The 26032-nt window shown below is 57.6% G+C and carries 29 protein-coding genes; 8 read left to right on the top strand and 21 right to left on the bottom strand.

Annotated features, from left to right (window positions below):
• Positions 1–14: 14 nt before the first annotated feature.
• From gspK to AB6V08_RS03690, 10 genes are read right to left on the bottom strand one after another with little or no spacing between them, the layout of a single operon-like run.
• Entirely contained in the window at positions 15–1028 is a 1014-nt protein-coding gene (gene gspK / locus AB6V08_RS03645; protein ID WP_368541408.1) for a type II secretion system minor pseudopilin GspK, read from the bottom strand.
• A complete protein-coding gene (gene gspJ, locus AB6V08_RS03650; RefSeq protein ID WP_368541409.1) occupies positions 1025–1678 on the bottom strand; it encodes a type II secretion system minor pseudopilin GspJ in 654 nt (217 codons plus the stop codon). Before gspJ ends, gspK begins: the two co-directional genes overlap by 4 nt.
• Positions 1675–2061, bottom strand: coding sequence for a type II secretion system minor pseudopilin GspI (gspI, locus tag AB6V08_RS03655; protein ID WP_368541411.1), 387 nt, complete (start codon positions 2059–2061; stop codon positions 1675–1677). Before gspI ends, gspJ begins: the two co-directional genes overlap by 4 nt.
• Positions 2054–2539: a type II secretion system minor pseudopilin GspH gene (gene gspH, locus AB6V08_RS03660; RefSeq protein WP_368541412.1), complete on the bottom strand. Its 486-nt coding sequence runs from the start codon at positions 2537–2539 to the stop codon at positions 2054–2056. Before gspH ends, gspI begins: the two co-directional genes overlap by 8 nt.
• Complete coding sequence (gene gspG / locus AB6V08_RS03665) at positions 2539–2988, bottom strand: type II secretion system major pseudopilin GspG (RefSeq protein ID WP_234674577.1); 450 nt, start codon at positions 2986–2988, stop codon at positions 2539–2541. The genes gspH and gspG overlap by 1 nt, the downstream gene beginning before the upstream one ends.
• Before the next feature lie 4 nt (positions 2989–2992).
• A complete protein-coding gene (gspF, locus tag AB6V08_RS03670; protein ID WP_368541413.1) occupies positions 2993–4201 on the bottom strand; it encodes a type II secretion system inner membrane protein GspF in 1209 nt (402 codons plus the stop codon).
• Positions 4201–5679 carry a type II secretion system ATPase GspE gene (gspE, locus tag AB6V08_RS03675; RefSeq protein ID WP_368541414.1) on the bottom strand — a complete coding sequence of 493 codons (1479 nt, stop codon included), beginning with the start codon at positions 5677–5679 and terminating at the stop codon, positions 4201–4203. The genes gspF and gspE overlap by 1 nt, the downstream gene beginning before the upstream one ends.
• Positions 5680–5693: 14 nt before the next feature.
• Entirely contained in the window at positions 5694–7622 is a 1929-nt protein-coding gene (gene gspD, locus AB6V08_RS03680) for a type II secretion system secretin GspD (protein ID WP_368541415.1), read from the bottom strand.
• A 13-nt stretch (positions 7623–7635) separates the two neighbouring features.
• The gene (gene gspC / locus AB6V08_RS03685) at positions 7636–8367 is read right to left on the bottom strand and encodes a type II secretion system protein GspC (protein WP_368541416.1); all 732 of its coding nucleotides are present in this window, start codon (positions 8365–8367) and stop codon (positions 7636–7638) included.
• Positions 8318–8515, bottom strand: a complete 198-nt coding sequence (locus AB6V08_RS03690; RefSeq protein WP_368541417.1) for a hypothetical protein — start codon at positions 8513–8515, stop codon at positions 8318–8320. The genes gspC and AB6V08_RS03690 overlap by 50 nt, the downstream gene beginning before the upstream one ends.
• 149 nt (positions 8516–8664) lie before the next feature.
• Here AB6V08_RS03690 and AB6V08_RS03695 point away from each other — a divergent pair, with 149 nt between their 5' ends.
• Entirely contained in the window at positions 8665–10239 is a 1575-nt protein-coding gene (locus AB6V08_RS03695) for a peptidoglycan-binding protein (protein WP_368541418.1), read from the top strand.
• A complete protein-coding gene (locus AB6V08_RS03700; RefSeq protein ID WP_368541419.1) occupies positions 10239–10895 on the top strand; it encodes a hypothetical protein in 657 nt (218 codons plus the stop codon). The genes AB6V08_RS03695 and AB6V08_RS03700 overlap by 1 nt, the downstream gene beginning before the upstream one ends.
• Here AB6V08_RS03700 and AB6V08_RS03705 read toward each other — a convergent pair whose 3' ends face one another.
• The 3 genes from AB6V08_RS03705 to AB6V08_RS03715 form a co-directional block, all read right to left on the bottom strand.
• Positions 10896–11519 (bottom strand): helix-turn-helix domain-containing protein, encoded by a 624-nt coding sequence (locus AB6V08_RS03705; RefSeq protein WP_368541420.1) that lies wholly within the window; start codon positions 11517–11519, stop codon positions 10896–10898.
• 271 nt (positions 11520–11790) lie between these two features.
• On the bottom strand, positions 11791–12621 hold the full coding sequence (locus AB6V08_RS03710; RefSeq protein ID WP_368541421.1) for an N-acetylmuramoyl-L-alanine amidase: 831 nt from the start codon (positions 12619–12621) through the stop codon (positions 11791–11793).
• Positions 12618–12941, bottom strand: coding sequence for a heavy metal-binding domain-containing protein (locus tag AB6V08_RS03715; RefSeq protein WP_368541422.1), 324 nt, complete (start codon positions 12939–12941; stop codon positions 12618–12620). The genes AB6V08_RS03710 and AB6V08_RS03715 overlap by 4 nt, the downstream gene beginning before the upstream one ends.
• Positions 12942–13037: 96 nt before the next feature.
• Here AB6V08_RS03715 and AB6V08_RS03720 point away from each other — a divergent pair, with 96 nt between their 5' ends.
• The 6 genes from AB6V08_RS03720 (at position 13038) to artJ (ending at position 17541) form a co-directional block, all read left to right on the top strand.
• A complete protein-coding gene (locus AB6V08_RS03720) occupies positions 13038–13556 on the top strand; it encodes a lipoprotein (protein ID WP_368541423.1) in 519 nt (172 codons plus the stop codon).
• 226 nt (positions 13557–13782) lie between these two features.
• On the top strand, positions 13783–14511 hold the full coding sequence (artP, locus tag AB6V08_RS03725; RefSeq protein ID WP_368541424.1) for an arginine ABC transporter ATP-binding protein ArtP: 729 nt from the start codon (positions 13783–13785) through the stop codon (positions 14509–14511).
• Positions 14512–14530: 19 nt separating this feature from the next.
• Entirely contained in the window at positions 14531–15262 is a 732-nt protein-coding gene (gene artI / locus AB6V08_RS03730) for an arginine ABC transporter substrate-binding protein ArtI (RefSeq protein WP_368541425.1), read from the top strand.
• Between the two features lie 6 nt (positions 15263–15268).
• Complete coding sequence (artQ, locus tag AB6V08_RS03735; RefSeq protein WP_368541426.1) at positions 15269–15985, top strand: arginine ABC transporter permease ArtQ; 717 nt, start codon at positions 15269–15271, stop codon at positions 15983–15985.
• Positions 15985–16653 carry an arginine ABC transporter permease ArtM gene (artM, locus tag AB6V08_RS03740; protein ID WP_368541427.1) on the top strand — a complete coding sequence of 223 codons (669 nt, stop codon included), beginning with the start codon at positions 15985–15987 and terminating at the stop codon, positions 16651–16653. The genes artQ and artM overlap by 1 nt, the downstream gene beginning before the upstream one ends.
• Before the next feature lie 156 nt (positions 16654–16809).
• On the top strand, positions 16810–17541 hold the full coding sequence (gene artJ / locus AB6V08_RS03745; protein ID WP_368541428.1) for an arginine ABC transporter substrate-binding protein ArtJ: 732 nt from the start codon (positions 16810–16812) through the stop codon (positions 17539–17541).
• Positions 17542–17627: 86 nt separating this feature from the next.
• On the opposite strand, the gene AB6V08_RS03750 is transcribed toward artJ, so the two are convergent.
• From AB6V08_RS03750 to potF, 8 genes are all read right to left on the bottom strand, one after another.
• A complete protein-coding gene (locus AB6V08_RS03750; protein ID WP_368541429.1) occupies positions 17628–19097 on the bottom strand; it encodes a sensor histidine kinase in 1470 nt (489 codons plus the stop codon).
• Entirely contained in the window at positions 19094–19786 is a 693-nt protein-coding gene (locus AB6V08_RS03755) for a response regulator transcription factor (protein WP_368541430.1), read from the bottom strand. Before AB6V08_RS03755 ends, AB6V08_RS03750 begins: the two co-directional genes overlap by 4 nt.
• Before the next feature lie 111 nt (positions 19787–19897).
• Positions 19898–21028 (bottom strand): 23S rRNA (uracil(747)-C(5))-methyltransferase RlmC, encoded by a 1131-nt coding sequence (gene rlmC / locus AB6V08_RS03760; protein ID WP_368541431.1) that lies wholly within the window; start codon positions 21026–21028, stop codon positions 19898–19900.
• A 165-nt stretch (positions 21029–21193) separates the two neighbouring features.
• Positions 21194–21715: a YbjO family protein gene (locus AB6V08_RS03765; RefSeq protein WP_368541432.1), complete on the bottom strand. Its 522-nt coding sequence runs from the start codon at positions 21713–21715 to the stop codon at positions 21194–21196.
• Between the two features lie 17 nt (positions 21716–21732).
• Positions 21733–22578 (bottom strand): putrescine ABC transporter permease PotI, encoded by an 846-nt coding sequence (potI, locus tag AB6V08_RS03770; protein WP_368541433.1) that lies wholly within the window; start codon positions 22576–22578, stop codon positions 21733–21735.
• Entirely contained in the window at positions 22575–23528 is a 954-nt protein-coding gene (gene potH / locus AB6V08_RS03775) for a putrescine ABC transporter permease PotH (protein WP_368541435.1), read from the bottom strand. The genes potI and potH overlap by 4 nt, the downstream gene beginning before the upstream one ends.
• A gap of 9 nt (positions 23529–23537) precedes the next feature.
• Positions 23538–24671 carry a putrescine ABC transporter ATP-binding subunit PotG gene (gene potG, locus AB6V08_RS03780; protein ID WP_368541436.1) on the bottom strand — a complete coding sequence of 378 codons (1134 nt, stop codon included), beginning with the start codon at positions 24669–24671 and terminating at the stop codon, positions 23538–23540.
• A gap of 143 nt (positions 24672–24814) precedes the next feature.
• The gene (gene potF, locus AB6V08_RS03785) at positions 24815–25927 is read right to left on the bottom strand and encodes a spermidine/putrescine ABC transporter substrate-binding protein PotF (protein WP_368541437.1); all 1113 of its coding nucleotides are present in this window, start codon (positions 25925–25927) and stop codon (positions 24815–24817) included.
• Positions 25928–26032 lie beyond the last annotated feature (105 nt).

Consider the following 26032-nt stretch of genomic DNA (forward strand, 5'->3'; position numbering starts at 1 on the left):
GATATCGACTTTTGTTATTCAATCATTCGGTAACGACGCTGCCACGTCACAATCTCACCGGCTTCGTTGTTCACCTGAAGCTGGCTGACCGCGAGCAGCGTCAAATCGTCCGTGTTGCCGGTATAGTCAACGCGGAAATAGCGGCTGTTAATGGCAAACTCCTCCGCCACCTTCGGCAAATCGTCTTTCAGCTGCGGAAAGTTCAGCTCCAGCACCTGGGTAAAGGCCTCCATGCTCTCCCAGCCCGCTTCCGGGCGAGAGTCGATGAGGCGCTTCACGTCCTCTTCGGTCAGCTTTCCGGGGAAGAACGCCGCCATCACCCCTGCCTGCTCGGGCTTGAGCGTGTTGACGTCCACCTTGCTGGCGTAGTCCGGCAGGGCGCAGAGAAGCTTGCTCACCTTCGGATAGGCCGCCGCCGGGAACGCGGGCAGGAGCTTGATCTCCGCGATATTGCGCATCATCTGGTTGGCGGGCTGGCGAGCCGGGACAACACCGGCCCAGGCGTCGCTCTCGGCGCCCTCTTTTACGGTGACGGAATCCCCGTCGAGGTAATCCACCAACTGGAGATAAATCTCTTCGGCGCCGGACGGGCTCACGCCGCTGTCGGTCAGGATCTGCTCGACGATTTGCTCTTTACGCGGTTTTTCCACCGCCGCCGCCGGGGCGTCTTTACCCGCCGGGGCTTTATCTTCGGCCAGCAGGTTGTTGACGTTAAAGCAGTTCTGCGCGTCTTCGACCTGGCCGACGACGGTGTAGTTATCGCCCCGGGTTTCCAGCGGCTGATGCCAGTCGCCGTCCGGCGCGAGGGCTTTACTTTCCCCGCTGGCCTGCGTTTGCAGCAGGTCTTTGACGGCCTTTTCCTGCGCCTGCATCGCCCAGCGCAGCTGCTGCTGGCTCACCTGGTAGTGCGTCTTTTGCAGGCTGCGGCAAAACTGCTGGCTGATTTTGGCCGCCAGCGCCGACATCATCACCAGCAGGATCAGCACCACCAGCAGGGCGACGCCCTTCTGTTTGTCCGTTCGGCTCATTGCGGGGCTCCCGGTGCGGCCTGCCCCGCCGGCTGCGGCGCGGCGCTGGACGGGCTCTCTTTTTTCTCTGGGGCAGGCGGCGCGGTCACGGCAGGCATGTCCCCCGGCGTGGTAAAGATCCAGCGCCAGCTATCGCCATTTTCCATCGTTAGCGTCACCTCCACGCCGTCGGGCTGGCGGGTGCTGTCGGTCCAGCTTTTCTGCCAGCCTTTGCTGTAAAAGCGCCACTTCATCGATTTCACGTCGTTGACGACAGGCACCTCTTCGGGCTTCACGCTCTGCGGGCCGTCAATCGCCGGCCAGATGTCGCGATACAGACGCCCCTCTTCCAGCCGCCAGCGCACGCGCTCCAGCTGGACGGTGCCGCTCACGCCGTTCAGCGTGGTCAGCTCGATGGCGTCGTCGGTTTGCACGAAAACGCCGGATTCATTGCGCGGCGCACGCCCCTGAAGCTGGAAGAAGTCGCGCTCCATCAGGCTCCAGGCGCGCTGCACCTGGTTAAGCTTTGCCGCACTGGCATCGGTGGCCGAGCTGGTGCGCATCGCGCCGTCCAGGATCTGCCAGGCCAGGGTGCTGATCACCGCGAAAATCGTCAGGGCGATCATGATCTCCAGCAGGGTGAAGCCACGCTGGCGTCGCGTCTTTTTCACTTGCCCACCTTCTCTTCTGGCGGAATGATTTGCAGGGCTACAACCGGCTGGCTTTCATCGCCTTCGGCGTAAACGCGGACTTCATTGGCCCAGCCGCTGCTGGCGGTTTTGACCCGCTGCTTGTGCCAGTTCCAGCTGCGCCCGCCCATGATTTCCGTTCCCTGCTCGTCGGCGTCCGGGAAGTCGCTCTGGCTGAGCTTCGCTTGTGCAAGCACGTTTTCCGCCACCCAGCTCGCCTGCAGCGTTTCACTCAGGCCGTGGGTAAAACGCACGTTCAGGGACACGGAGTTCATCAGCGCCAGCGCCGCGGTGGAGAAGATCACCAGCGCGACCATCACCTCCAGCAGCGTCATCCCCTGCTGTTTTGCTTTGCGTTTAGTCATCGTTCTCTACCGACACGGGAGCCGCGCCCTGCGACACCACGCGGAAATGGTGCTGTTTGTCGTAGCTTTGCAGCGTCAGCGTGAAGCGACCAATCTCACCGTCCGGTAAAAAGACGATTTGCGGCTCGGCGTCCACCGTGGCGGCCAGACGCTGCGGAGAGAGCGAGACGTGCATCTCTTCGGGAAAAGCGCCGTTAGTCATAATTCGCCCGGCGGATAAAGGCACCCACTGACGCTCGCCCTTAACGGTTTTTAACGTCACCAGCTGATATTTATCCGTGGTAATGACTAACCCGACGATATTTCCGTCCATCACCGCGCGGTCTGAACCATAATCCACAAGGGCTTTTAGCTGCTGGCCAAATATATCCGCACCGCTACGCGAGGGAATAGTGGACACCACCATCATGGCGCAGCTGGCAAATATCACCAGCGCCAGGATAATTTCCAGCAGCGTAAAGCCGCGCTGCTTTTTCATTATTTCGCGTTTTTATCGAGTGACCAGTTGGTGATGTCATCGGCGGTATTCGCTTCGCCGTCCGGGCCTGCGGAAAATACGTCTACCGCACCGTGTTCACCCGGGCTCACCATCAGATAATCGCTGCCCCACGGATCCTGCGGCAGGCGGCGAATATAGCCGTCCGCGCGGTAGCCGTTCGGGATTGGCGCGATTTCTGGCTTGGTGACCAGCGCCTGAAGGCCCTGCTCGGTGGTTGGATAGCGGTGGTTATCCAGCTTATACATATCCAGCGAGCCTTCGAGGGCGACAATATCGCTGGTGGCTTTCTGGGCGTCGGCTTTCTCTTTATTGCCCATTAAATTAGGCACAACCATACTGGCGAGCACGCCGAGAATAACAATTACCACCATTAATTCGAGCAAAGTGAAGCCCGCCTGGCGAGCCAGGTTTTTACGTTTAATAGCCATTGATTTAACCTACCATATTATTAAGTTGCAGAAGCGGTTGTAATATTGACAGCACGATGAATAAAACAATCGTGGCCATGGATACCACCAGCGCCGGTTCAAATACCGACAGCGTTAATGTAATTCGATGTTGTAAAGCCGATTCCTGATTTTCAGCCGCGCGATCCATTAAATTGCCTAATTCACCGCTCTCTTCGCCGGAGGCAATCATATACAGCATGGTGGGCGGGAATAATTTCGCCTGCTCCAGCGCGGCATATAGAGACGCCCCCTGGCGCACGGTGTCGGCCGCCTGCTCCAGCACCTGCCGGGCGTAGAGATTTTCGATACCGTCCATCGCGATATACATCCCTTCCAGCAGCGGCACGCTGCTCGCCTGCAAAATACTGAGCGTGCGGATATAGCGGGCGCTGTTGATAGCGCACACCAGCTTCTTAATCGGTGAGCCGTTGACCAGCCAGCTGTGCCACTTAAAGCGGTTTTTGGCGTTTCTGACCCAGGCTTTGAATCCGACGAACGCCCCCGCCAGCCCCCCGGCGATAAAAATCCCGTAGGCCTGGAGGAAATCGCTCACCGCAATCAGCGTGCGGGTGGTGATCGGCAGCTGCTGCTTCATGTGGGTGAACTGCTCGATCACCTGCGGCACCACCGCCACCAGCAAAATGCTGATCACCGCGATGGCCACCACCGTCAGGGTGATCGGGTAGACCATCGCCTGGGTCAGCTTGCTTTTCATCTTCTGGCGCTGTTCGTTGTACTCCGCCAGCTTTTCCAGCACGTCGCCCAGGTGGCCGGTTTTTTCCCCAGCCATCACCAGCGTGCAGTAGAGCTTGTCGAAGGTGCGCGGAAACTGGCTGAAGGCGTCGAAAAGCGTATGCCCTTCTACCACTTTTTCACGAATGTCCACCACCATCGCCGCCAGCTTTTTGTCTTCAGTCTGTTTGGAAATCGCCTTGAGCGCGCTTTCCAGCGGCAGCGCGGCGTTCACCAGCGTGGAGAGCTGGCGGGTAAACATCGACAGCACCGGCGTGGAGAGCTTCGCCCCGGTGGCGGCTTTCCCGGTCACCGCTTTTTCACGGGTCTCGGTAATGCTGACCGGCATCAGCTTCTGTTCGCGCAGCATCTGGCGAACCTGCTTTTGCCCTTCGGCCTGCAGTGTGCCGCGACGGGTTTTCCCCGCCGCGTCCGTCGCCGTCCAGGCGTAGAAGGCCATTACTCGTCCCCTCCGCGCTCGGCGGTGACGCGCATTACCTCTTCAAGGGAGGTGACGCCGCTAATCACCTTCAGCAGCCCGTTCTCGCGCAGGCTGTAGGCCTGCTTGAAGAGCTGCGTTTCGATGGACATTTCGTCTTTATCTTCATGAATGGCGCGGCGCATGGCGCTGTCGACCACCAGAAATTCATGAATGCCCGCGCGTCCCTGGTAGCCGCTCTGGCGACAGTGCTCGCACCCGACCGCGCGATAAATCGCCTTCGGCGGGGTGTCCATAAAGCTGAACAAGGCTTTTTCATTATCATCCAGCGGACTGGTGGTGCGGCAGTGGGAACACAGCCGACGCACCAGACGCTGGGCAATGACACCGAGTAACGATGAACCGATTAAAAACGACTCCAGCCCCATATCGCGCAGGCGGGTAATCGCCCCCGCGGCGCTGTTGGTGTGCAGCGTAGACATGACCAGGTGACCGGTCAGCGACGCCTGCACGGCAATCTGTGCAGTTTCGCCGTCGCGGATCTCGCCGATCATCACCACGTCCGGGTCCTGGCGCAAAATGGCGCGCAGCCCGCGGGCAAAGGTCATGTCCACGCGCGGGTTAACCTGCGTCTGCCCCACCCCTTCAAGCTCATATTCAATCGGATCTTCAACGGTCAGGATGTTGCGTTCATGGCCGTTCAGCGCCGAAAGAATGGCGTACAGGGTGGTACTTTTACCGGAGCCCGTGGGCCCGGTGACCAGGATAATGCCGTGCGGGCGGTCTATCAGCCCCTTTAATTTTTCCAGCTCTTCATCAATCAGGCCGAGCTTGTTGATATCCGGCTTGAGATTGCTTTTATCCAGCAAACGCATGACCACGCGCTCGCCGTACTGCGACGGAATGGTCGAGACGCGCACGTCGATCGCCTTGCGGCCGATGCGCAGTGAAATACGGCCATCCTGCGGAAGACGTTTTTCAGCGATGTCGAGCTTCGACATCACCTTGATACGCGACACCAGCAGCGGCGCGAGCTTGCGCGCGGGCTGCAGCACCGGGCGCAGCACGCCGTCGACGCGAAAACGGATGCTCAGGGTGCGCTCGAAGGTTTCGATGTGAATATCCGACGCCCCGTCCTTCACCGCCTCGCCGAGAATGGCGTTGATCAGGCGGATCACCGGCGAGTTTTCGTCGTTATCCAGCAGATCCTCGTTGTCGGGGATCTCTTCGGTTAACGCCATCAGATCGATATCCGCATCCATGTCGTCAACCAGCTGCTGCGATACGCCGCTGTTCTGCTGCCAGATTTTCGCCAGCATCTCGTCAAAGGCTTCCGCCGCCAGGGTGACGGGAACGAAAGAACGCTCCAGAACCCGGCGCATCTCCAGCAGGGCAAACGCCGGCACGTCGTCGCGGACGTACACGTCGCCGTCGAAGTACAGAATGCCGTTGTCTTTCGCGTAGCTACTGCTGCACAGATACTTACTCAGTTCGTCCACGTTGCGCCTCCGCCTTACTCTTTAAACGGATTGCGGGTCGCCGCGCTGGCGCGGGTGTTCACCGGCGCGGCGCTGCTTTGCTGAGGGAACGCGGGCAGCACGGCGTTGTCAGCGGGGGCAATAATGCCCAGCTTTTTCTCTTCAATACGCTGCTGCTGACGCGCGCGCATCTGGTCATAGCGCTCCTTCGACGCCGCGCTGTAGTTATCGTCATCGCGCAGAACGGTGGTGTGGATAAACACCATCAGGTTGCGCTTGGACGTATCCTGCGAGGTGTAGCGGAACAGCTGGCCCACCAGCGGAATGTCGCCGAGCAACGGCACTTTAGAAACCGACTGTTTGGTGACGTTTTCCATCAGGCCGCCGAGCACCACGGTCTGCCCGCTGTGCACCATCACTTCGTTATTGATGGTGCGGGTGTTGAAGGTCGGGCCGAGGCTCGCATCTTCCGTCGCGCTGGTGTCTACGCTGGAGACTTCCTGCTCGATCTTCAGGTGGATCATGTCGCCGTCGTTGATCTGCGGAACGATTTTGAGCTTCGTACCAACGGTTTTACGCTCGACCGAGTTAAAGACGTTGTCGCCGCTGGTGGTCTGGGAGCCGGACAGCACCGGAACGTCCTGACCGACGTTGAACGACGCCTCTTTGTTGTCCAGCGTGACCACGCTTGGCGTGGAAAGAATGTCGTTTTTCCCCTCGGTGGAGAGTGCGGTCATCAGCGCGCCGAAATCGCCGTTGAAGAAGCCGGTCGCCATGCCGGTAAAGCTGGCGCCCTTGTTCAGGCCCGCTTTCACCTGGCTTATCGGCAGGCCGGTTGAGCCGAACTGCACGCCGCCGTGCTTGCTGGTCCACTGCACGCCCAGATCCAGGCCGTTGCCGTCCTGTACTTCGGCGATAATGGCTTCAACCAGCACCTGCGGACGACGGATATCGAGCTTGTCGATGACCTTCTCCAGCGAGTTCATCACGTTAGGCTGCGCGGTGATCACCAGCGAGTTGGTGGACTCGTCTGCGGTAATGTTCAGATCGGAACTGGCGGTCGTGGTTTTGCTTTTCGCCGCGCCCGCTTTGTCTTTCAGCTGTTCGCCGATCCCGGTCAGCACCGGCACCACCTTGGTGGCGTTGGCGTACTTGAGGTAGAACACGCGGGTGTTCCCTTCGTTGTTCTGCTCGCGATCGAGCTGGCCGATAAGCGAACGGGTACGCGCGCGGGCATCTTCCGTGCCGCTGATCACCAGGCTGTTGGTTTCGTCGTCGGCCACCACTTTGGTGGCGAGCTGCGGCGCGTTTTGCCCTTTCTGCTCTTCGTTGTTGAGGTTGTTCAACATATCCGAAAGCTCTTTGGCGGAGGCATAGCGCAGCGGGACAATCTCGCGGCGCTGCATGCCGGAGTGGTCGACGCGCTCAACCAGATCCACCAGGCGGTTCACCACCGAGGCTTTACCGGTTAATAACAGCACGTTGGACGGCTCAAAGTGCACCACGTTACCGATGCCGGTGGCGTCGTTAAGCTGGCGCAGCAGCGGCGCGAGTTCACGCACGGGGACGTTTTCCATGCGCACGACGCGGGTGATGATTTCATCGCCCTTGCCCGGATTTTTGCTGTCCGCCAGCGGCGCGCCCGCGGTACGGGCGACGCTGGAGCGCACGACTTTGACCATGCCGTTGTCCATCGGAATCACCGATAAACCGTACAAGTCGAGCACGCTGAGGAAGAACTGATAGTATTCATCTTCCGTCAGGACGTTATAGGTTCTTACGGATACGGTTCCCTGTACGGACGGATCGACCAGAATGGTTTTATTCAGGTTACGACCTACCGTATCAATAAATTCGCGGATATCCGTGTTTTTAAAACTGGCGCTAAAGTTAGCTGCAAGCAGCGAACTGGAATATAACGACAATGCGGTCAGCGCTACGCACGCCCAGGGAAATTTCTTCATGTCTGTACACTTGTTAATTGTTAAGAACATTAACCCGAATATTTTCCAGGTGAGCGTGACGTCTTACGACAACCTCCGCTTCTTTCATTTTTGACCAGCTGGCGATAATACTTTTCGCCTGTGCTGCTTCGGTCATATCGACAGCGTTAATTTTCACCACCACATCATCTTTCTTTAGCCCGGAATGGCTATAGAAAGATGAAGCATTCCGCGGGTTGAGGTTATAGCCCTCGAGGTGGCCTTTTTCGATTAGCGGTTTTAACACCAGATAATCATCCAGATGCAAACTGTCAGCGCCTGCATCTTTTGTCGATTTGGTTACCGGGCCGCTTTCTACGCCGCCCCTGAAATATTCCGGTTTTTTTAATGCGAGGACCTGTTCAGCCCCTTCGTAATTAATCACGACGTTGTCCTGATTAATTTCTTCAATAAAGGCGTCGTTAAAGCCACTTAAACTCTCACCTTCCCGGTAGCTCTTTTGCCCGCCCGGGGTTTTAATCACGGCAAACGACAGCCAGGCCTCGTCACTGCTGACGATCCCTTCAATTTCCGCGGCCAGCGGGGCTTTCACCGCTTTTGGCTGGTTGTCCTGGCGTACTGCGGCGGTGAATAACGCAAATTGATTATCGGTACGGCGGCTTTTTTGTGGCTTCTTATCAGCATTCGCCAACTTGGTTGTTACTTTTTTATAATCTTTAAAGATCATATATCCCTGCTGTCCACAAAAAATCAGCATCACGAACATGATTAAGGGCGTAATCAACCGGGAAAGAAATGAGAACCTCATTATTCATCTGGCCTTTAGCAAAGCGAAAATAAGCAGCGTTGTGCTGCGCCAATATGTGACGCAAATAGTAAATAGCTGCCGCATTATCGACCACTTGCTTCGCCATTAACTTTCATGAAGAAAAGGGTTGACCGTTAAAAAACGTGATGTTAGGGATTACAAACAGGTTATTTTTACTCTGATTGCAAATTGACCATATTCACGGCTTCCCGTACTTTCGCTCCATCGCTATTCACGTAGAGCCGGTAAGTCGTTATGTATCTGAGTCATTTTAATTTTAAAATTCCGCCATTCAGAAAGGTCACTCGTCCATCGGGTGATTTTTTCGTGCCTTATCACCAGGATGTGTTCAACCTGCTTAAAGAGAAAACACGGCAGGCGGGTATTACAGGACTCTTTTGCAACGACGCGCAGCTGCTCGGTCAGTTTAGCGACGCATTAAAAGCCAATAGCCTGGCGGTGCTGGCGATTAACGCGTTTCCAAAACTGAGCGCCAGCAGCCTGCTGTATAAGCTCAACCCCGGCACCAAAGAGAGCCATTCCCGCATTCAGGCCGTTGACGCTGTGCTGCGTCAGTGGCAGGACGCCTCCTCCCGTAAGGCGAACCGCAAGGTGCTGGTGATTTCTCACGTGGAAGCGATGAAAGAGAGTTGCCGCGACGTGCTGGCCCTGCTGCTGACCCGCGCGCAGGAGCTTGAGTTCGCATTATCCATCGTGCTGACGGGTAACGCGGAGCAGGAAGCGGTGCTGATGGCGCAGTCCGGCCTGCAGGAGTACGTTCACACGCGCCACGCGCTGCGCACGTTAACCTGCCGGGAATACCTGAACTATGTGCAGGCCCAGTGCGACGAACACGGCGCCGACACGTCACCTGTCTCCCCTGCCCGCGTGCGTAAAATGCACGCGCTGACGAAGGGCCACGTCTGTAAATTCAACGAGCTGGCGCATATGGCGCTGCTCGCCGCGTGGACCGAACGTGCGCCGATGGTGGGACCACGTCATTTGCGTCTGGCCGCGGGTGAAACCCTGCCGGCGAAAAAGCGCGGCAAAGGTCTGGCAGCCGTCGGCCTTTTTGCCTCGGTGCTGTTTGCCGCCTGCGGCTGGTATATGACCTCCGCGATCAACGCAAAACTGCCCGTTCCGCTGCCGGTTCCGGTGAGCTGGCATCACCAGACGCCAAAAGTGAAAGCGCCGGTCGTGCCGCGCATCGACGATGAGATGGTCAACCAGCCCGACGCCATGCATCAGCTGTATGTGATGTGGGGCTACGATGCGTCCGCCGAAGATGCCCTGTGCCAGAACGCCGCGAAAGTGAACCTGATGTGTAAACAGGGAAGCGCCCCGGTTGAGGCGCTGGCGAAAGAGGGTTATCCGTGGATAAGCGAGCTGAAAACCGGCGATCATCTTAACTACGCCGTGGTCGCCCGCGTCGGAACCGATTCGATGGATCTGCTGCTGAACAACCGCACCTGGCAGGTGAGCCGCAGCTGGTTTACCCGGCACGCCACCGGCAACTACACGCAGCTGCACCGCCTGACGCCGGACGGCAAAGACGAAATCAGCGCCGCGAGCAGCAGCAAAGATTTAACCTGGCTCGATGGGCAGCTGAGCCAGGCGCTTTCCCAGCCGGAAACGCACGCCCAGACCTGGACGGCGGAGATGATGAAACGCACCCGCGAGTTCCAGCAAAAAATGGATCTGCACGTAGACGGCATTCCGGGGGAAGATACCCTGATGCAGCTGATGCGTGAAACCAACACCACACCGAGCGTGCTGATTCAGGCATCACACGCCGCGTCCGGCGCGAAAACGCAGGAGAAAAATTCATAATGTCCACGATATGCCTCGCGGCTCAGCGCAGCTACGCGACGGGGGAAGCGGTCTGGTTTTCTTACCGCCTCCCCAGCCTGCAAAAAATCTTCGGCATCTTCCTTTTATGGATGGCAATGCTCTGCGCCATGCTGGCCGTCGGCGTCTACGCCCACGTTTACTGGACGATGCGCCACCCTGCGCCACCGCCGCAGGTCAAGGTGAGCGTCGCCACGCCGGAAACGCAGCTTTCAGATATGCATTACGTTTACGTCAGCAAACCGTTCCCGCATCCGCAGCCAAAACCGGCCCCGATGCCGGCGCCCGTGCATGAAAACGTTCCGGCGATGCAGGATCTGCCCATCAGCGGCGACGATGCCGACTGGCAGCAGGCTCCCAACGGCGATATTCAGCAGGATGTGCCTCATGACACCTCGCGCGATACCCTACCGGGAACCCAGGCGCACGAGGCGGCGTCCGGCAGTCCGGACACCGCTGACGATGCGTCGCTAAAAGCGATTTTTGAGCAGGCATTAGAGGAACAGCAGAAGGATTTTGCGCAAGGCAAAACCCCCGCGCCGCCGGTTGACGAAACGCAGGGTAGCGCTGGAGTGAAAACTGACCATCAGGACATAAAAAAGTCTCCCTTCAGTGAGAAGGGAGACCGGCTGGAATAGTTAATATTTTTCTGGCAGCGTGGTGATGTTCAGGAGTCGACCCTTTTCCACGACGATATACTGCCCTTTTTTCAGGTCGGAGAGGATTTTAATAATGGTGCTGCGAGCCAGGTTGGTGTATTCCTGAATATAATCGTAAACGTTAATATCGCGCTGGTGATTAACAATCAGTTCGTTAATTTCTAATAAAAATTCACGCACTACGGAATAAGCGCTGCGAGCCACCAGCACATCGTCACGTTTGCTCAACATGCAAATGTACCAGGAGAGCACTTTGGTAAGCTGCGGCCACAGGTTTTTTTCGGTCATCAGACGGCAAAATTCCTCTTTTTTGATGGCGCGAACCACCGTGGTAGAACGCACCAGGCCGTACATGTGGGAGGAATTATAGAAAATGGCGGATAAGCCAAAAATGCACTGGCCCTGCAGCGTAAACATGCACAGCTCGTCAGATGCACGGCGGAATTCCACTTCCCCGCTGACGATGACGTGAATGTAATCTGACTCAGAGGTGGTGATTTTTTGCCATTTTTTTAAGGTTTTTTCTTCATAACCGTCGGTCGCAGAAATAATCGCTTCCATTTCGCTATGAGGACGCAGTTTTTTACCGTAAATGCTTAACATGATTATATACCCGCTTAAGATGTTTAATTTTTAATATAGAGAAACCGTGCCGAAATAATATATAACGACAATGTGTTTAAATTTTTTTAATGATTAATACTGGAAATGAATCTCAGTAGTAATATTTATTTGCTAGATTGGTTAGCAAGCTATGTGTCTATACTAATCGCGGGTAATTTTAAGTCAATTAACTAAAAGTGAATTGAGATTGAACCTAAGATTAATCTCACATAAATCTGATAAAAGCCTGAAAAGAAGTGCAGGAAAAGTCTTATCCCTGCCCGTATTTCTCCAGTAATGCTTCGGCAATGGCCAGTGTTTCTATATCAGCAACACCGTTCCATAATGTTGGACGAAAATGCATCTGAAAGGCTGTAATAACTCTCTTCTGCTGCTGCTCTGTCGCAGCGTCGGGGATCTCATAGCCGTAGCGCGCGAGCAGATCGAGCAGCGCGGCGGTGTCCACCTGCTCATAGGGCGGGCGGCCGTTCATATAAAACCTCACGCGCGCAGGATCGGGCCAGGCACCGATGCCCTGCTGCGCCAGCTCGCGCCACGGAAATAGCGGGCCGGGATCGTCTTTGCGCTGGGGCGCAATATCCGAATGGGCAACCACGTTTTCAGGCCGGATGTTGTAGCGGGCAATAATGTCTTTGGCGAGAGGAACCAGGGCGGCAATCTGCGTCGGGGCAAACGGCACGAAGAACTTCACCTCACCGTTTTTCTGCCAGCCGGGGTTTTCCAGCTCAATGCCGATAGAGGTGTCGTTGATGCGGTTCGTGCCGCGCCAGAAGCTTATCCCCGCGTGCCAGGCGAGCTCGTGTTCCGGCACCAGCTGCCAGATACGCGGTTTGCCGTCAGGCGCAGGGGGAATGGCGGGAATAAGGTAGTGCGAGCTAACGTTCTTGTCCGTGAGCGTGGCGAGGGAACTGTCGAAATCCCCGGCGGTGTAGTGAATCACCAGCACCTTTATACGCGGGTAGGCCGCCTGCGCCTGGTGGCGCGTATCCAGCTCATACGCGCCTTTATCAACAATGCCCTTTTCCGTGGCGCAGCCTGCCAGCAGCAGCGCCAGCAGGAGTGTGGATAACGAACGCTTCATCGACGGATCTTCACCGCCGTCCCGCTCACGCTGACCATCAGCATACTGGCGTCTTTCCCCACGGTTTCGTAATCGATGTCAATTCCGACCACGGCATCGGCGCCCAGCGCCTTCGCCTGCTCGCCCAGCTCTTTGAAGGCGATTTCCCGCGCTTTACGCAGCTCTTTTTCGTACGCACCGGAGCGCCCGCCGACGATGTCGCGGATCCCGGCGAAGAAGTCGCGGAAGATGTTGGCACCGAGAATGGCTTCGCCGGTGACGACGCCGCAGTACTCGGCAATAGGCTGCCCTTCCAGGGTTGGCGTTGTTGAAAACTGCATGGTTCTCTCCTTCTTTAGCGTTCAATGCCTTAGGGACTGCATTATCGGTTCGTTACGCTATGATTGAAAGGATAGTTAATAAATAAGGAAATCAACATGCGCTACTCTGCTTTAACGCTTTTAGTGCCATGCGCGCTGGTGCTCAGCGCCTGCACCACCACGGTCACGCCAGCCTTTAAGGATATCGGTACCCGCAGCGGCCCCTGTATTGATGGCGGCCCGGACACCGTGGCCCAGCAGTTCTATGATTATCGCATTCAGCACCGCAGCAACGACGTCACCGCGCTGCGTCCGTATCTGAGCGATAGCCTGGCAAAACTGCTTAACGATGCCTCACGCGACCCGCAGCATAACGCGCTGCTTAAATCCGATCCGTTCTCAAGCCGCACGACGCTCCCCGACAGCGCCGAGGTGACCAGCGCATCCACCATCCCCAACACCGATGCGCGGAACATTCCACTGCGCGTGAAGCTGACCCAGGGCACGCAAACCTGGCAGGATGAAGTGCTGATGATCCGCGAAGGACAGTGCTGGGCCATTGACGATGTACGCTACGTTGGCGGCAGCGTTCACGCCCCGGCGGGCACCCTCCGTCAGTCGATTGAGAACCGTTAATTCATCAGTCAGATAAATGTTAACCCCGTAAAATGTCCGGCATTTCATGCGGAATGCCGACATTTATACTCGCCGCCATTGGCCTTCGCTATTTTGTGCTATGTTTAGATAAGAATACGGGTTATATTTAACTTTTAACGCAGAAATATTGCATAACTATTCTGTCAACGGTACTATCTGCGGCCTCAATTGCTATAGATTGCCTGGATGAGTAAAGACTGCCCCGATGAGTATTAAACTAAACGGCATTAACTGCTTCTACGGCGCACACCAGGCGCTGTTCGACATCACGCTGGACTGCCCTGAGGGCGAAACGCTGGTTTTGCTCGGCCCTAGCGGCGCAGGCAAAAGCTCCCTTCTGCGTGTGCTTAATCTGCTTGAAATGCCCCGTTCGGGCACGCTGGCCATCGCCGGTAACCACTTTGATTTCGCAAAAACGCCTTCTGATAAAGCCATTCGCGAGCTGCGTCAGAACGTGGGCATGGTTTTCCAGCAATACAATCTCTGGCCGCACCTGACCGTGCTGCAAAACCTGATTGAAGCCCCCTGCCGCGTGCTGGGCTTAAGCAAGGATCAGGCGATGGCGCGTGCCGAAAAGCTGCTTGAGCGTCTGCGCCTTAAGCCATACAGCGACCGCTATCCGCTGCACCTTTCCGGCGGCCAGCAGCAGCGCGTGGCCATTGCCCGCGCCCTGATGATGGAGCCGGCCGTTCTGCTGTTTGACGAACCGACCGCCGCGCTGGATCCGGAAATCACCGCCCAGATCGTGAGCATCATCCGTGAGCTGGCTGAAACCAACATCACGCAGGTTATCGTGACCCACGAAGTGGAAGTGGCGCGTAAAACCGCCAGCCGCGTGGTGTACATGGAAAATGGATACATCGTCGAGCAAGGTGATGCGAGCTGCTTTACCCAACCGCAAACCGACGCCTTCAAAAACTACTTGTCTCACTGATTTGCCAGGGGAAATGATAATGAAAAAAGTATTGATCGCCGCACTGTTTGCCAGCGTCAGCCTTTCCGCTACCGCAGCCCAGACCATTCGTTTCGCAACGGAAGCCTCTTACCCTCCGTTTGAATCCATCGACGCCAACAACAAGATTGTCGGCTTTGACGTGGATCTGGCGAACGCCCTGTGTAAAGAGATCGACGCGACCTGTACCTTCAGCAACCAGGCCTTTGACAGCCTGATCCCAAGCCTGAAGTTCCGCCGTATTGACGCGGTGATGGCCGGTATGGACATCACCCCGGAGCGTGAAAAGCAGGTTCTGTTCACCACCCCTTACTACGATAACTCCGCGCTGTTCATCGGTCAGAAAGGCAAATTCACCTCTGCCGACCAGCTGAAAGGCAAGAAAGTGGGCGTACAGAACGGTACCACGCACCAGAAATTCATCATGGATAAACATCCGGAAATCACTACCGTCCCTTACGACAGCTACCAGAACGCCAAGCTGGATCTGCAAAACGGCCGTATCGACGGCGTGTTTGGTGACACCGCCGTGGTGACCGAGTGGCTGAAGGCCAACGACAAGCTGGCAGCGGTAGGCGACAAAGTGACCGATAAAGACTACTTCGGCACCGGCCTGGGTATCGCGGTTCGTCAGGGCAACACTGAGCTGCAGCAGAAATTCAACGCTGCTCTGGAAAAAGTGAAGAAAGACGGCACCTACGAAACCATCTACAAAAAATGGTTCCAGAAGTAATTCCTGATGAATGAAATTCTTCCTTTAGCAAGCGCCGCCGGGATGACCGTCGGCCTTGCCGTTTGTGCGCTGATTATCGGCCTCGTGCTGGCGATGTTCTTTGCGGTGTGGGAGTCAGCCAAATGGCACCCCGTCGCATGGGCTGGCTCGGCGCTGGTTACCGTGCTGCGCGGGCTACCGGAAATTCTGGTGGTCCTGTTTATCTATTTCGGCTCTTCACAGCTGCTGCTGATGCTGTCCGACGGCTTCACCCTTAATCTGGGCGTGGTGCAGATCCCGGTTCAGATGCAGATTGAAAATTTTGACGTCAGTCCGTTCCTGTGCGGCGTGATCGCCCTCTCCCTGCTCTATTCCGCATACGCGTCGCAAACCCTGCGCGGTGCGCTGAAAGCCGTACCGCAGGGGCAGTGGGAATCCGGCCAGGCGCTGGGGCTGTCGAAAGCGGCCATCTTTTTCCGCCTGGTGATGCCGCAGATGTGGCGTCACGCGCTGCCGGGGCTGGGCAACCAGTGGCTGGTGCTGCTGAAAGATACCGCGCTGGTGAGCCTTATCAGCGTGAACGATTTAATGCTGCAAACCAAAAGTATCGCCACCCGCACCCAGGAGCCGTTTACCTGGTACATCGTGGCGGCGGCTATCTACCTGGTAATCACGTTGCTGAGTCAGTACATCCTCAAGCGTATTGACCTGCGCGCAACGCGTTTTGAACGGAGACCAGGCTGATGCTGGACTACTTACCCGAGCTGATGAAAGGGCTGCACACCAGCCTGACGCTGACCGTGGCGTCCATCGTCGTGGCGCTGATCCTGGCGCTGATTTTTACCATCATCCTGACGCTGAAAACGCCGGTGCTGGTGTGGATCGTGCGCGGCTATATCACGCTGTTCACCGGTACGCCGCTGCTGGTGCAGATCTTCCTGATCTACTACGGCCCGGGCCAGTTCCCGACGCTGCAAGAGTATCCGGTTATCTGGCATCTGCTCTCTGAGCCGTGGCTGTGCGCCCTGATTGCGCTCTCGCTGAACAGCGCCGCCTATACCACCCAGCTGTTCTACGGCGCTATCCGCGCCATCCCGGAAGGGCAGTGGCAGTCGTGCGGTGCGCTGGGGATGAGCAAGAAAGACACGCTGGCGATCCTGCTGCCGTACGCGTTTAAGCGCGCCCTCTCCTCCTACTCCAACGAAGTGGTGCTGGTGTTCAAGAGTACCTCGCTGGCTTACACCATCACGCTGATGGAAGTGATGGGCCACGGGCAGCTGCTGTATGGACGCACCTACGATGTGATGGTGTTCGGCGCGGCGGGCGTGGTGTATCTGGTGGTTAACGGTCTGCTGACCCTGATGATGCGCCTGATCGAGCGTAAAGCGCTGGCGTTTGAGCGCAGAAACTAACGCTAAAACTGCATAAATGCAAAAATCCATAGCGGGTAACCTTCTGGTTTACCCGCTTTTTTTATGCCTGAAATAATATTTAATCATTTTTATTGCATATAAATTCAATCACTGGCATTGTAGCAACGTTCAAGACCTACAGACGGGAGTATTAAAATGAAAAAGGTTATTCTGGCCGCATTACTGGCAACGTTTGCCGCTGGCGCATCCGCTGCGGATAAAATCAATTTCGGCGTATCTGCTACCTATCCACCCTTTGAATCCCTGGATGCCAGCAACCAGATCGTAGGTTTTGATATCGACCTCGCGAAAGCCCTGTGCAAACAAATGCAGGCCGACTGCACCTTTACCAACCACGCGTTCGACAGCCTGATCCCGTCTTTAAAATTCAAAAAATACGACGCGGTGATCTCCGGAATGGACATCACGCCGGAGCGTAGCAAGCAGGTCTCCTTCACCGACCCGTACTACGCCAACTCGGCGGTGGTGATCGCGAAGAAAGGCGCCTACACCTCCTTTGACGAGCTGAAAGGCAAACGCATCGGGATGGAAAACGGCACCACGCACCAGAAATACCTGCAGGACAAACATCCTGAAGTGAAAACCGTGGCTTACGACAGCTACCAGAATGCGATTATCGACCTGAAGAATGGCCGTATCGATGGCGTCTTCGGCGACACCGCGGTGGTCAACGAATGGCTGAAAACCAACCCGCAGCTCGGCACCGCGACCGAGAAAGTGACCGATCCGCAGTACTTCGGCACCGGCCTCGGCATTGCGGTACGTCCGGATAACAAGGCGCTGCTGGAAAAACTGAACGGTGCGCTGAAAGCGATTAAAGCCGACGGTACGTACCAGAAAATTAGCGACCAGTGGTTCCCGCAGTAATGTTTTTTGCCGGGTGACGGCTTCGCCTTACCCGGCCTACGGGGGGAGTTGTAGGCCGGGTAAGCGCAGCGCCACCCGGCACTCTCTCACAATGGCACAAAGAACCTGAACCGCGCCCCGCCAACCGAATCCATTAGCCTGATCCCGCCGCCGTGCAGCTCCAGCATCCGTTTCACAATCAGCAGACCTAACCCGCCGCGATTCTCTCGCGAGGCCTGAGTGTTCAGGGCCGAGGGCCGCTGGAACAGATCGTCGCGCAGCGCCGCATCGATGCCCGTACCGCTGTCGGCCACCTCGACCTGAAGCCGTTCGTTCTCTTGCCACACCGCCAGACGGATCTCACCGCCGACGGGCGTATGGCGCATCGCGTTATCCAGCAGGTTGGTCACCACGCGCTCAATCATCGACACGTCGGCGTTGACCAGCGGCAGCGGCCCCGGCACGTCAATATGCAGGCTCAGCTCCCGGGTGCGCGCGGTCAGCTCGAACTTCTGCGCCACGTCGGAGATCAGCTCCCCCATCGCAAAGCGCTCGCGCTGGGGCTTGATGCCACCGTGTTCCAGACGCGCCAGCTCGAACAGCTGCTGGGAAAGGTGGCGCACCTTCTGCCCCTGACGCAGCGCGGTGGCGAGATACTGCTGGTGCTCCTGCGCCGTCAGGGTGGCGGACTTGAGTGACAGGGTTTCCAGATAGCCGAGCAGCGAGGTCAGCGGCGTGCGCAGATCGTGAGAAATATTGGCGATAAACTCCCGGCGCTGGCGGTCGCTGTCGGCAAGCTCGTCCCACTGGGAGGTAATTTTGCGCGCCAGCTCGATAAAGCCGTTGCGCAGCAGCGCCACCTCATCCTTCGCCGCCGGAACCGGCGGCTGCGCCGCCAGCACCCGGATGGCGCTGATGCTGTCCTGCTCCAGCCCGGCAACCTCGGCGGTCAGGCGCTTCACCGGACGCGTCACCCAGTACCAGACCAGCAGTCCTGCCAGCAGGCCAAACAGCGCCACCCACAGCAATGACCACAGCACCGTGCTCCACAGCGCCTTATGCCATGCCATCTCCGCCAGCGCGTTCGACTCCTCGCCCTGCAGGATGATGTACAGATAGCCTTTAAGCTCGCCGTCCTGCCGCAGCGGCGTGGCGCTAAACACTTTCTTGTTCTGGCTGCGCGGATCGTCGCCAAACACCGGCATGGAGGCGCCGCTGAGGAAGCTCTGCACCGGAGCAAGGTCGATGGTCTGGCGCTGAACGTGGCCCGGCGGTGCGGCATCGGCCAGGATCTCGCCGTCGGGCGACACCACGTACAGCTCGACGCTCGGATTAAAGGTCATCAGCCGACCGAACAGCGGTTTCAGCGCGCTGCGGTCAACCCTCCCCTGCGCGTCCAGAATCGGTTCCCGCTGCACGATCTGCTGCGCCAGCCCGCCGGACAGCCGCTGCACCATCGCGTTTCCGTACTGGGTGCTGCTGTAAAGCTGAACCGCGCAGGCGACGGTGGCGCAGAGCATCATCAGCAGGATAAACAGCAGCGTCAGGCGCTGGCTGAGACTAAAACGTCGCATCATGGCAGCTCCGCAAATTTGTAGCCTTTTCCCCAGACGGTGCGAATGATTTCCGGCTCGGCGGCATCTTTTTCAATCTTGATGCGCAGGCGGTTGATATGGGTGTTGACCGTGTGTTCGTAGCCTTCGTGCTGATAGCCCCAGACCTGCTCCAGCAGCGCCAGGCGCGAAAACACCTCTCCCGGATGACGGGCAAAAAAGTACAGCAGCTCGAATTCGCGCGGGGTGAGATCCACCACCTGACCGTGAAGCAGCACGCTGCGCGCCAGCGGATCGATGGTCAGGCCGTGCGCCTGAATATGCCCGTCGGTCTGCGCCTGCCCCATCGCCTGCTGGCGGCGGAACAGCGCCTTGATGCGGGCAATCAGCTCCTGCACGGAGAACGGCTTAGCGAGGTAATCGTCGGCCCCGGTTTCCAGGCCGGTTATGCGGTCGGTTTCGCTGCTGCGGGCGCTGATAATAATGATTGGCAAATAGCGGGTCATCTGGCGAATGCGGCGGCAAATCTCCAGCCCGTCGACGCCGGGCAGCATTAAATCAAGGATCACCGCGTCCCAGGTATGTTGCTCCAGCAGACGCAGCGCATTGCCGCCGTCGTCCTCGTGGGTGATGGCGTAGCCTTCGTCTTCCAGGTTGAGGCGCAGGAGCGCCGCGATGTCGCGATCGTCCTCCACCAGCAGGATCTGCTTCATGGGTAAGCCTTTATTGGGTTCTTATGGCTTAAGCTTACCTGATTTTGTGGGGACGAAGAGTTCACATTTTGTTGAACATTGCGGCTTCGCCTTACCGGGCAATGTTAAGGATTAGCGCGTTTTCACTAATAGCGTCAGCACTTCATAATGCGCGGTATGCGGGAACATATCGAAAAGCTGAACGCGTTCAATGCGGTAGCCCGGCAAGTTTGCGATGTCTTTTGCCATGGTCTGCGCGTTACAGCTGGAGTAGATGATGGTGTCCGGCGCCATTTCGCTCAGGTAGTCGCACAGCGCTTTGCCAATGCCGCGACGCGGCGGATTGACCAGCACCAGCTCCGGCACGTCCCCCTGCGCGGTGGCGAACCGGGTGGAGTCCAGCGCCTGGAAGCGCAGGTTCGTCAGACCCAGCTCGGCGGCGGACTGCTTCGCGCAGGCAATAGCTTCGGGCGAAATTTCGATACCCGTCAGCTGCATTTCCGGCGTGGCGCAGTGCAGGCCAAACCCGCCGACGCCGCAGAAGAGATCCCACATATGCTGAATATTCAGCGCCCGCACCCAGTCGCGTGCGGTGGCATACAGCGCGCTCGCCACCGTCGGGTTGGTCTGGAAAAAGCTCTGCGGGCGGATCCACAGCGGCACGCCGTTGAAGGTTTCGGCCAGCGCGTGCTGTTCGGTGAAGAAAATCTCTTTCTCCCCTTCCATGATGGCCATATGCACCGGCTGAATGTTTGCGGAGATCGCCTTAAGCTGCGGAAGCTGCGCCTGCAGCCACGGCAGCGCCGCGCGCAGCTGCTCCAGCTTGGCCTCGGAACGCAGCACAAAACGCAGCATCATGCCGCCGTCGCGCTGGCTTTCGGTAAGCAGAAGGTATTTCAGCTCGCCGCGTTTACGCGCCACGCTATAGGGCGTTAAGCCCGCGCGGGCAATAAAGGGCTTAAGGGCGGCGAAGACCGGTTCAAAAGAGGCGGGATAGAGCGGACAGGCGGTTAAATCTTCCGGCGTACCGTCGCGGTGCAGCATGCCCAGCAGCGGTTTTTCGACGCTGCCGCTGACCACCATTTTGGCTTTATTGCGAAAGCCCTGCTCCGGCCCGCTGACGGGTGCGCACCACTCGCCTACCGCACGGTCAGCCAGCAGCTGCTGCAGGTCGGTCATTTTGGCGGCGAGTTGTTCGGCGATCGGCTGTTCTATCCACTGACAGGAGCGGCAGCGACCCGCGTCATAGAGTGCGCACTGCATATTAAAACCTTAAGAATCACGAGGGCTGCGATTATATACACAAAATCATGCAAGTTGTATCAAGGCGGCAAGTCTGAGAATCCCCAGGAGCTTACTCAAGCAAGTGACTGGGGTGAACAGACGCGGCCAACGCAGAGACGGCTTGGAGGATGACGTGTATACACATTATTGCAGGCGGAAGAACCGCCGACTGGACGCCGGGATAAACAGCAGGCAGAGCACCAGCATATCCGGCAGTTTTTGCATCACCAGCGACTGGAAAATTTCCCGCTTCGAGCCTCCGGCAATGCTGAACAGCTCCGGATACCCGTAGCCCAGCGAGGCCGCCCACAGATAGCTGGCCGCGATGATTTGCGTCAGCATATAGATCCAGCGCGCCCAGTTGCGGCCTTTGACCAGCGAAAACGCGCAGTAAATCTCGATAAACACCAGCATCAGGCTGCCGAGGAAGACCGTCGTCAGATTCCAGGTCTGCACGCTGCGGTGAATGAATTCACCGATCCCGCGCGCGCCGAGGGTGTTCAGGATCATCAGCAGGTCGAGGCAGCGGATCATAATAATGGCGAGCGCCGCCACCTGCACCAGCGCAGGTACGTTCAGACGGGCGTGCGTTTGACGTGATTTTCTAAAGAATCCCAATGTTTTACTTCCCTGAAAAACAGTGCCGCGACACGCGCGGCACTTCACTGGAAATTTTAAATGCTTCAGCCGCGTCTTGCACGCTGGATATCACGCACGCGCTGTTTTTCAGCACGCGCCATCAGATACCAGGCGATAAAACCGACAATGCCGACAACGCCGAGGATAAGGGACGCCAGGGCGTTGATTTCCGGGTTCACCCCCATGCGCACGCTGGAGAAGACCAGCATCGGCAGCGTCGTCGCCCCCGGACCCGAAACGAAGCTGGCGATAACCAGATCGTCAAGGGAGAGGGTGAACGCCAGCAGCCAGCCGGAAATCACCGCGGGCATGATTATCGGCAGCGTGATAATGAAGAACACCTTCAGCGGAGTTGCGCCGAGATCCATCGCCGCCTCTTCGATGGAGCGATCCAGTTCGCGCAGGCGCGAGGAGATCACCACCGCAACGTAGGCGGTACAGAACGTTACGTGCGCCAGCCAGATGGTGAGCATCCCGCGATCCGCCGGCCAGCCGATGGCGTGCGCCAGGGCAACGAACAGCAGCAGCAGCGACAGGCCGGTGATCACGTCAGGCATGACCAGCGGCGCGGTGATCATAAACGCAAAGCCGGTCGAGCCGCGAAAGCGTCCGAAACGCACCATCACCAGCGCGGCAATCGTGCCCAGAACGCTGGCCATGGTGGCCGCCAGCGCCGCGATGGTCAGGCTCAGCCCCACCGCGCTCATCATCGCGTCGTCGCGGAACAGCTCCCCGTACCAGCGCGTTGACCAGCCCGCCCACACCGTCACCAGCTTCGAGCTGTTGAACGAGTAGATCACCAGCATCAGCATCGGCGCATACAGGAAGGTAAAGCCAATCACCAGGATCAGAATTCGCCACGGGGAGCGCACTACCGGTAAGTTGTTCATCCGTGGTCTCCCATCTGTTTTTGCTGATGCTTGTGGAACCACATGATCGGCACGATCAGCAGCAGCAACATCACGATCGCCACCGCAGAGGCCACCGGCCAGTCGCGGTTATTGAAGAACTCCTGCCACAGCACGCGGCCAATCATGATGCTGTCCGGGCCGCCGAGCAGTTCCGGGATCACAAACTCCCCCACCGCCGGAATAAACACCAGCATCGAACCTGCAATAATGCCGCCTTTGGTCAGCGGTACGATCACGCTAAAGAAGGTTTTGAGCGGCCGCGCGCCCAGATCCAGCGACGCTTCGACCAGCGAATAGTCGATGCGCGTCAGCGCCGTGTAGATTGGCAGCACCATAAACGGCAAATAGGCGTACACAATCCCGATATAAACCGCCAGATTGGTGTGCAGGATCGTCAGCGGCTGGTCGATAACCCCAAGCCACATCAGAAAGTTATTCAGCACGCCGTTGTTTTTCAGGATCCCCATCCACGCGTAGACGCGGATCAGGAACGACGTCCACGACGGCAGGATCACCAGCAGCAGCAAAATATTGCGCGTCGAGGGCTTGCTGTGCGCCACCGCCCAGGCGAGCGGATAGCCAAGCAGCAGACAGCAGATCGTCGAGATCGCCGCCACCTGCAGCGACTGCAGATAGGCGTCGAAGTAGAGCGGATCGTCGGTGAGCTGCAGGAAGTTGCCGAGATTCAGGGTCAGGGTAAACTGCCCGTCGGCCCACTCCCACAGGTCGGTGTAAGGCGGGATCGCCCGCGCCATCTCCGCCAGACTGATTTTGAACACGATCAGGAACGGCAGCAGGAACAGCAGGATCAGCCAGATATACGGCATGGCAATCACCAGCTTGCGCCCGTGGGCCATCTTCATCTGCGTCAGCCAGTTTGCAGCGCCGCCCGGTTTTTGCACGCGGGCCGGTGGTTCAAGTGTACTCATAGCCGCTCCTTATACCGTCAGCACGACGCAGCTGTCCGCGTCCCAGCACAGGCGCACTTCGTCGCCCCAGGTCGGCAGCCCCTTACGGTAGCGATGTTCGTTTTGCAGCTGGGCGCTGATCATCTGCCCGCTCTTGAGGCGAACGTGGTAGATGGAGAGGTCGCCCAGATAGGCAATATGCACCACCTCGCCGACGGCAAAGTTGTAGCCATCCGCAGGCGGATCCTCGCAGAGCATGATTTTTTCCGGGCGCAGCGCCACGTAGACGGGCACGTTGTCCACCACAGAGGCATCGGCATCCACCTTCAGCGGATGCACCAGCCCCGGCGATTCAATCACCAGCCCGTCTTCCTGACGATCCTTCAGCAGCCCTTCGAACACGTTGACCGAGCCGATGAACTCCGCGCTGTAGCGAGTCGTCGGGTGCTCGTAAATCTCTTCCGGCTCGCCGATCTGCACGAACTTACCGCGATTCATGATCGCGATGCGCCCGGCCATGGTCATCGCCTCTTCCTGGTCGTGGGTCACCATCACGCAGGTCACGCCCACGCGCTCAAGGATATCCACCACCTCAAGCTGCATGCGGTCGCGCAGCTTTTTGTCCAGCGCGCCCATTGGCTCGTCGAGCAGCAGCAGCTTCGGGCGCTTCGCCAGGCTGCGCGCCAGCGCCACGCGCTGACGCTGGCCGCCGGAGAGCTGGTGCGGCTTGCGTTTGGCGAACTCCTGCATATGCACCAGGCTCAGCATTTCGGCCACGCGGGCGGTGATTTCCGCCTTGGGCAGCTTGTCCTGCTTGAGGCCGAATGCGATGTTCTGCTCCACGGTCATGTGCGGAAACAGGGCGTAAGACTGGAACATCATGTTTATCGGACGCTGATAGGGCGGCACGCTGGAGAGATCCACGCCGTCCAGCACAATCTGCCCGGCGCTGGGCTGTTCAAATCCGGCCAGCATACGCAGCAGGGTCGACTTTCCGCAGCCGGATGCGCCAAGCAGCGCAAAAATTTCACCTTTGTAAATCGTCAGGCTGACGTCGTCCACGGCATGCTGGCCGTCGAAGGATTTGGTGAGGTTGCGGATCTCAAGCAGCGGGGTCAGCGCTTTACGGACTTTCGCCTGCGGGCGGGGGGTAGCGTCATTCACGGGGTGTTCTCCGGTAGAGATCAAAACTGGTGCAAACGCACCGTCAGGGTGCGCATCGCCGGGCGGCGCGAACGCTTGCCCGGCCTACGGGTTTTGCATGCCCGGCAGGCTTTTAGGCTACCGGGCAACAATACCAAACGCCGTTATTTGCCGCTTTTTACCTTGGTCCACGCGCGGGTACGCACGCGGTCAATCTTCGGATCCTGAACTTTCAGGGTGAAGAGCTTGGCGAAGACGTCCGCCGGTGGGTAAATCGCCGGGTTGTTACGGATCTCTTCGCTGACCAGCGGCACGGAGGCCTTGTTACCGTTCGCGTAGTAAACGTGGTCGCTGATGTGTGCGATGACGTCCGGACGCATCAGGTAGTTGAGGAACTGATAGGCTTCTTCTTTGTTTTTCGCATCCGCAGGCATGGCGAAGACGTCGAAGAACGCCAGGGCGCCCTCTTTCGGAATGAAGTAAGACACGTTCACGCCGTTTTTCGCCTCTTTCGCGCGGTTGGCCGCCTGCCAGACATCGCCGGCCCAGCCGATCGCGACGCAGATGTCGCCGTTCGCCAGATCGTTGATGTACTGGGAGGAGTGGAAGTAGCGAATATTCGGACGCAGCTTCAGCAGCAGATCGGTGGCCGGGCCGGTGTAGTCATCGGCCTTGCTGCTGTTAGGATCTTTGCCCAGGTAGTTAAGCACGGTCGCGAAAATCTCTTCCGGTGCATCGAGGAAAGAGACGCCGCAGCTTTTCAGCTTTTCGAGGTTTTCCGGCTTGAGCACCACGTCCCAGCTGTCCAGCTTAACGTCTTTGCCCAGCACGGCCTTCACCTTGTCGACGTTATAGCCGATACCGGTGGTCGCCCACAGGTAAGGCATCGCGTATTTGTTCTCCGGGTCGTGTTTAGCGACCAGCTTCAGCACCTCCGGATCGAGGTTTTTCCAGTTCGATAGTTTGCTTTTATCAAGCGGCTGGAAGACGCCAGCGGTCAGCTGACGCTCAAGGAAGCTGGCGGAAGGGACGACGAGGTCAAACCCGGTGCTGCCGGCCATTAACTTGCCTTCGAGCACTTCGTTGGAATCGAACACGTCATAGACAACTTTAATGCCGGTCTCTTTTTCGAAATTTGCCACCGTGTCCGGCGCAATATAGTCAGACCAGTTATAAACGTGCAGCGTTTTTTGTTCCGCAGCGAGCGTGCCGGCAGAGACAGCCATCAGAGCACCCGCAACCAGACCCGATAACCACTTTTTATTCAAGGCGATCATATCTTTATTCCTTCTGAAAGCTCGTTAACAAACGAACTAAAACTGTGCAATCTGGAGATATGCAAGAATCATGCATATTTTGTCGCTCTGACCGAAAGGATTGAA

The sequence above is a fragment of the Enterobacter soli genome (assembly GCF_964208575.1).
Taxonomy (GTDB): Bacteria; Pseudomonadota; Gammaproteobacteria; order Enterobacterales; family Enterobacteriaceae; genus Enterobacter; species Enterobacter soli_A.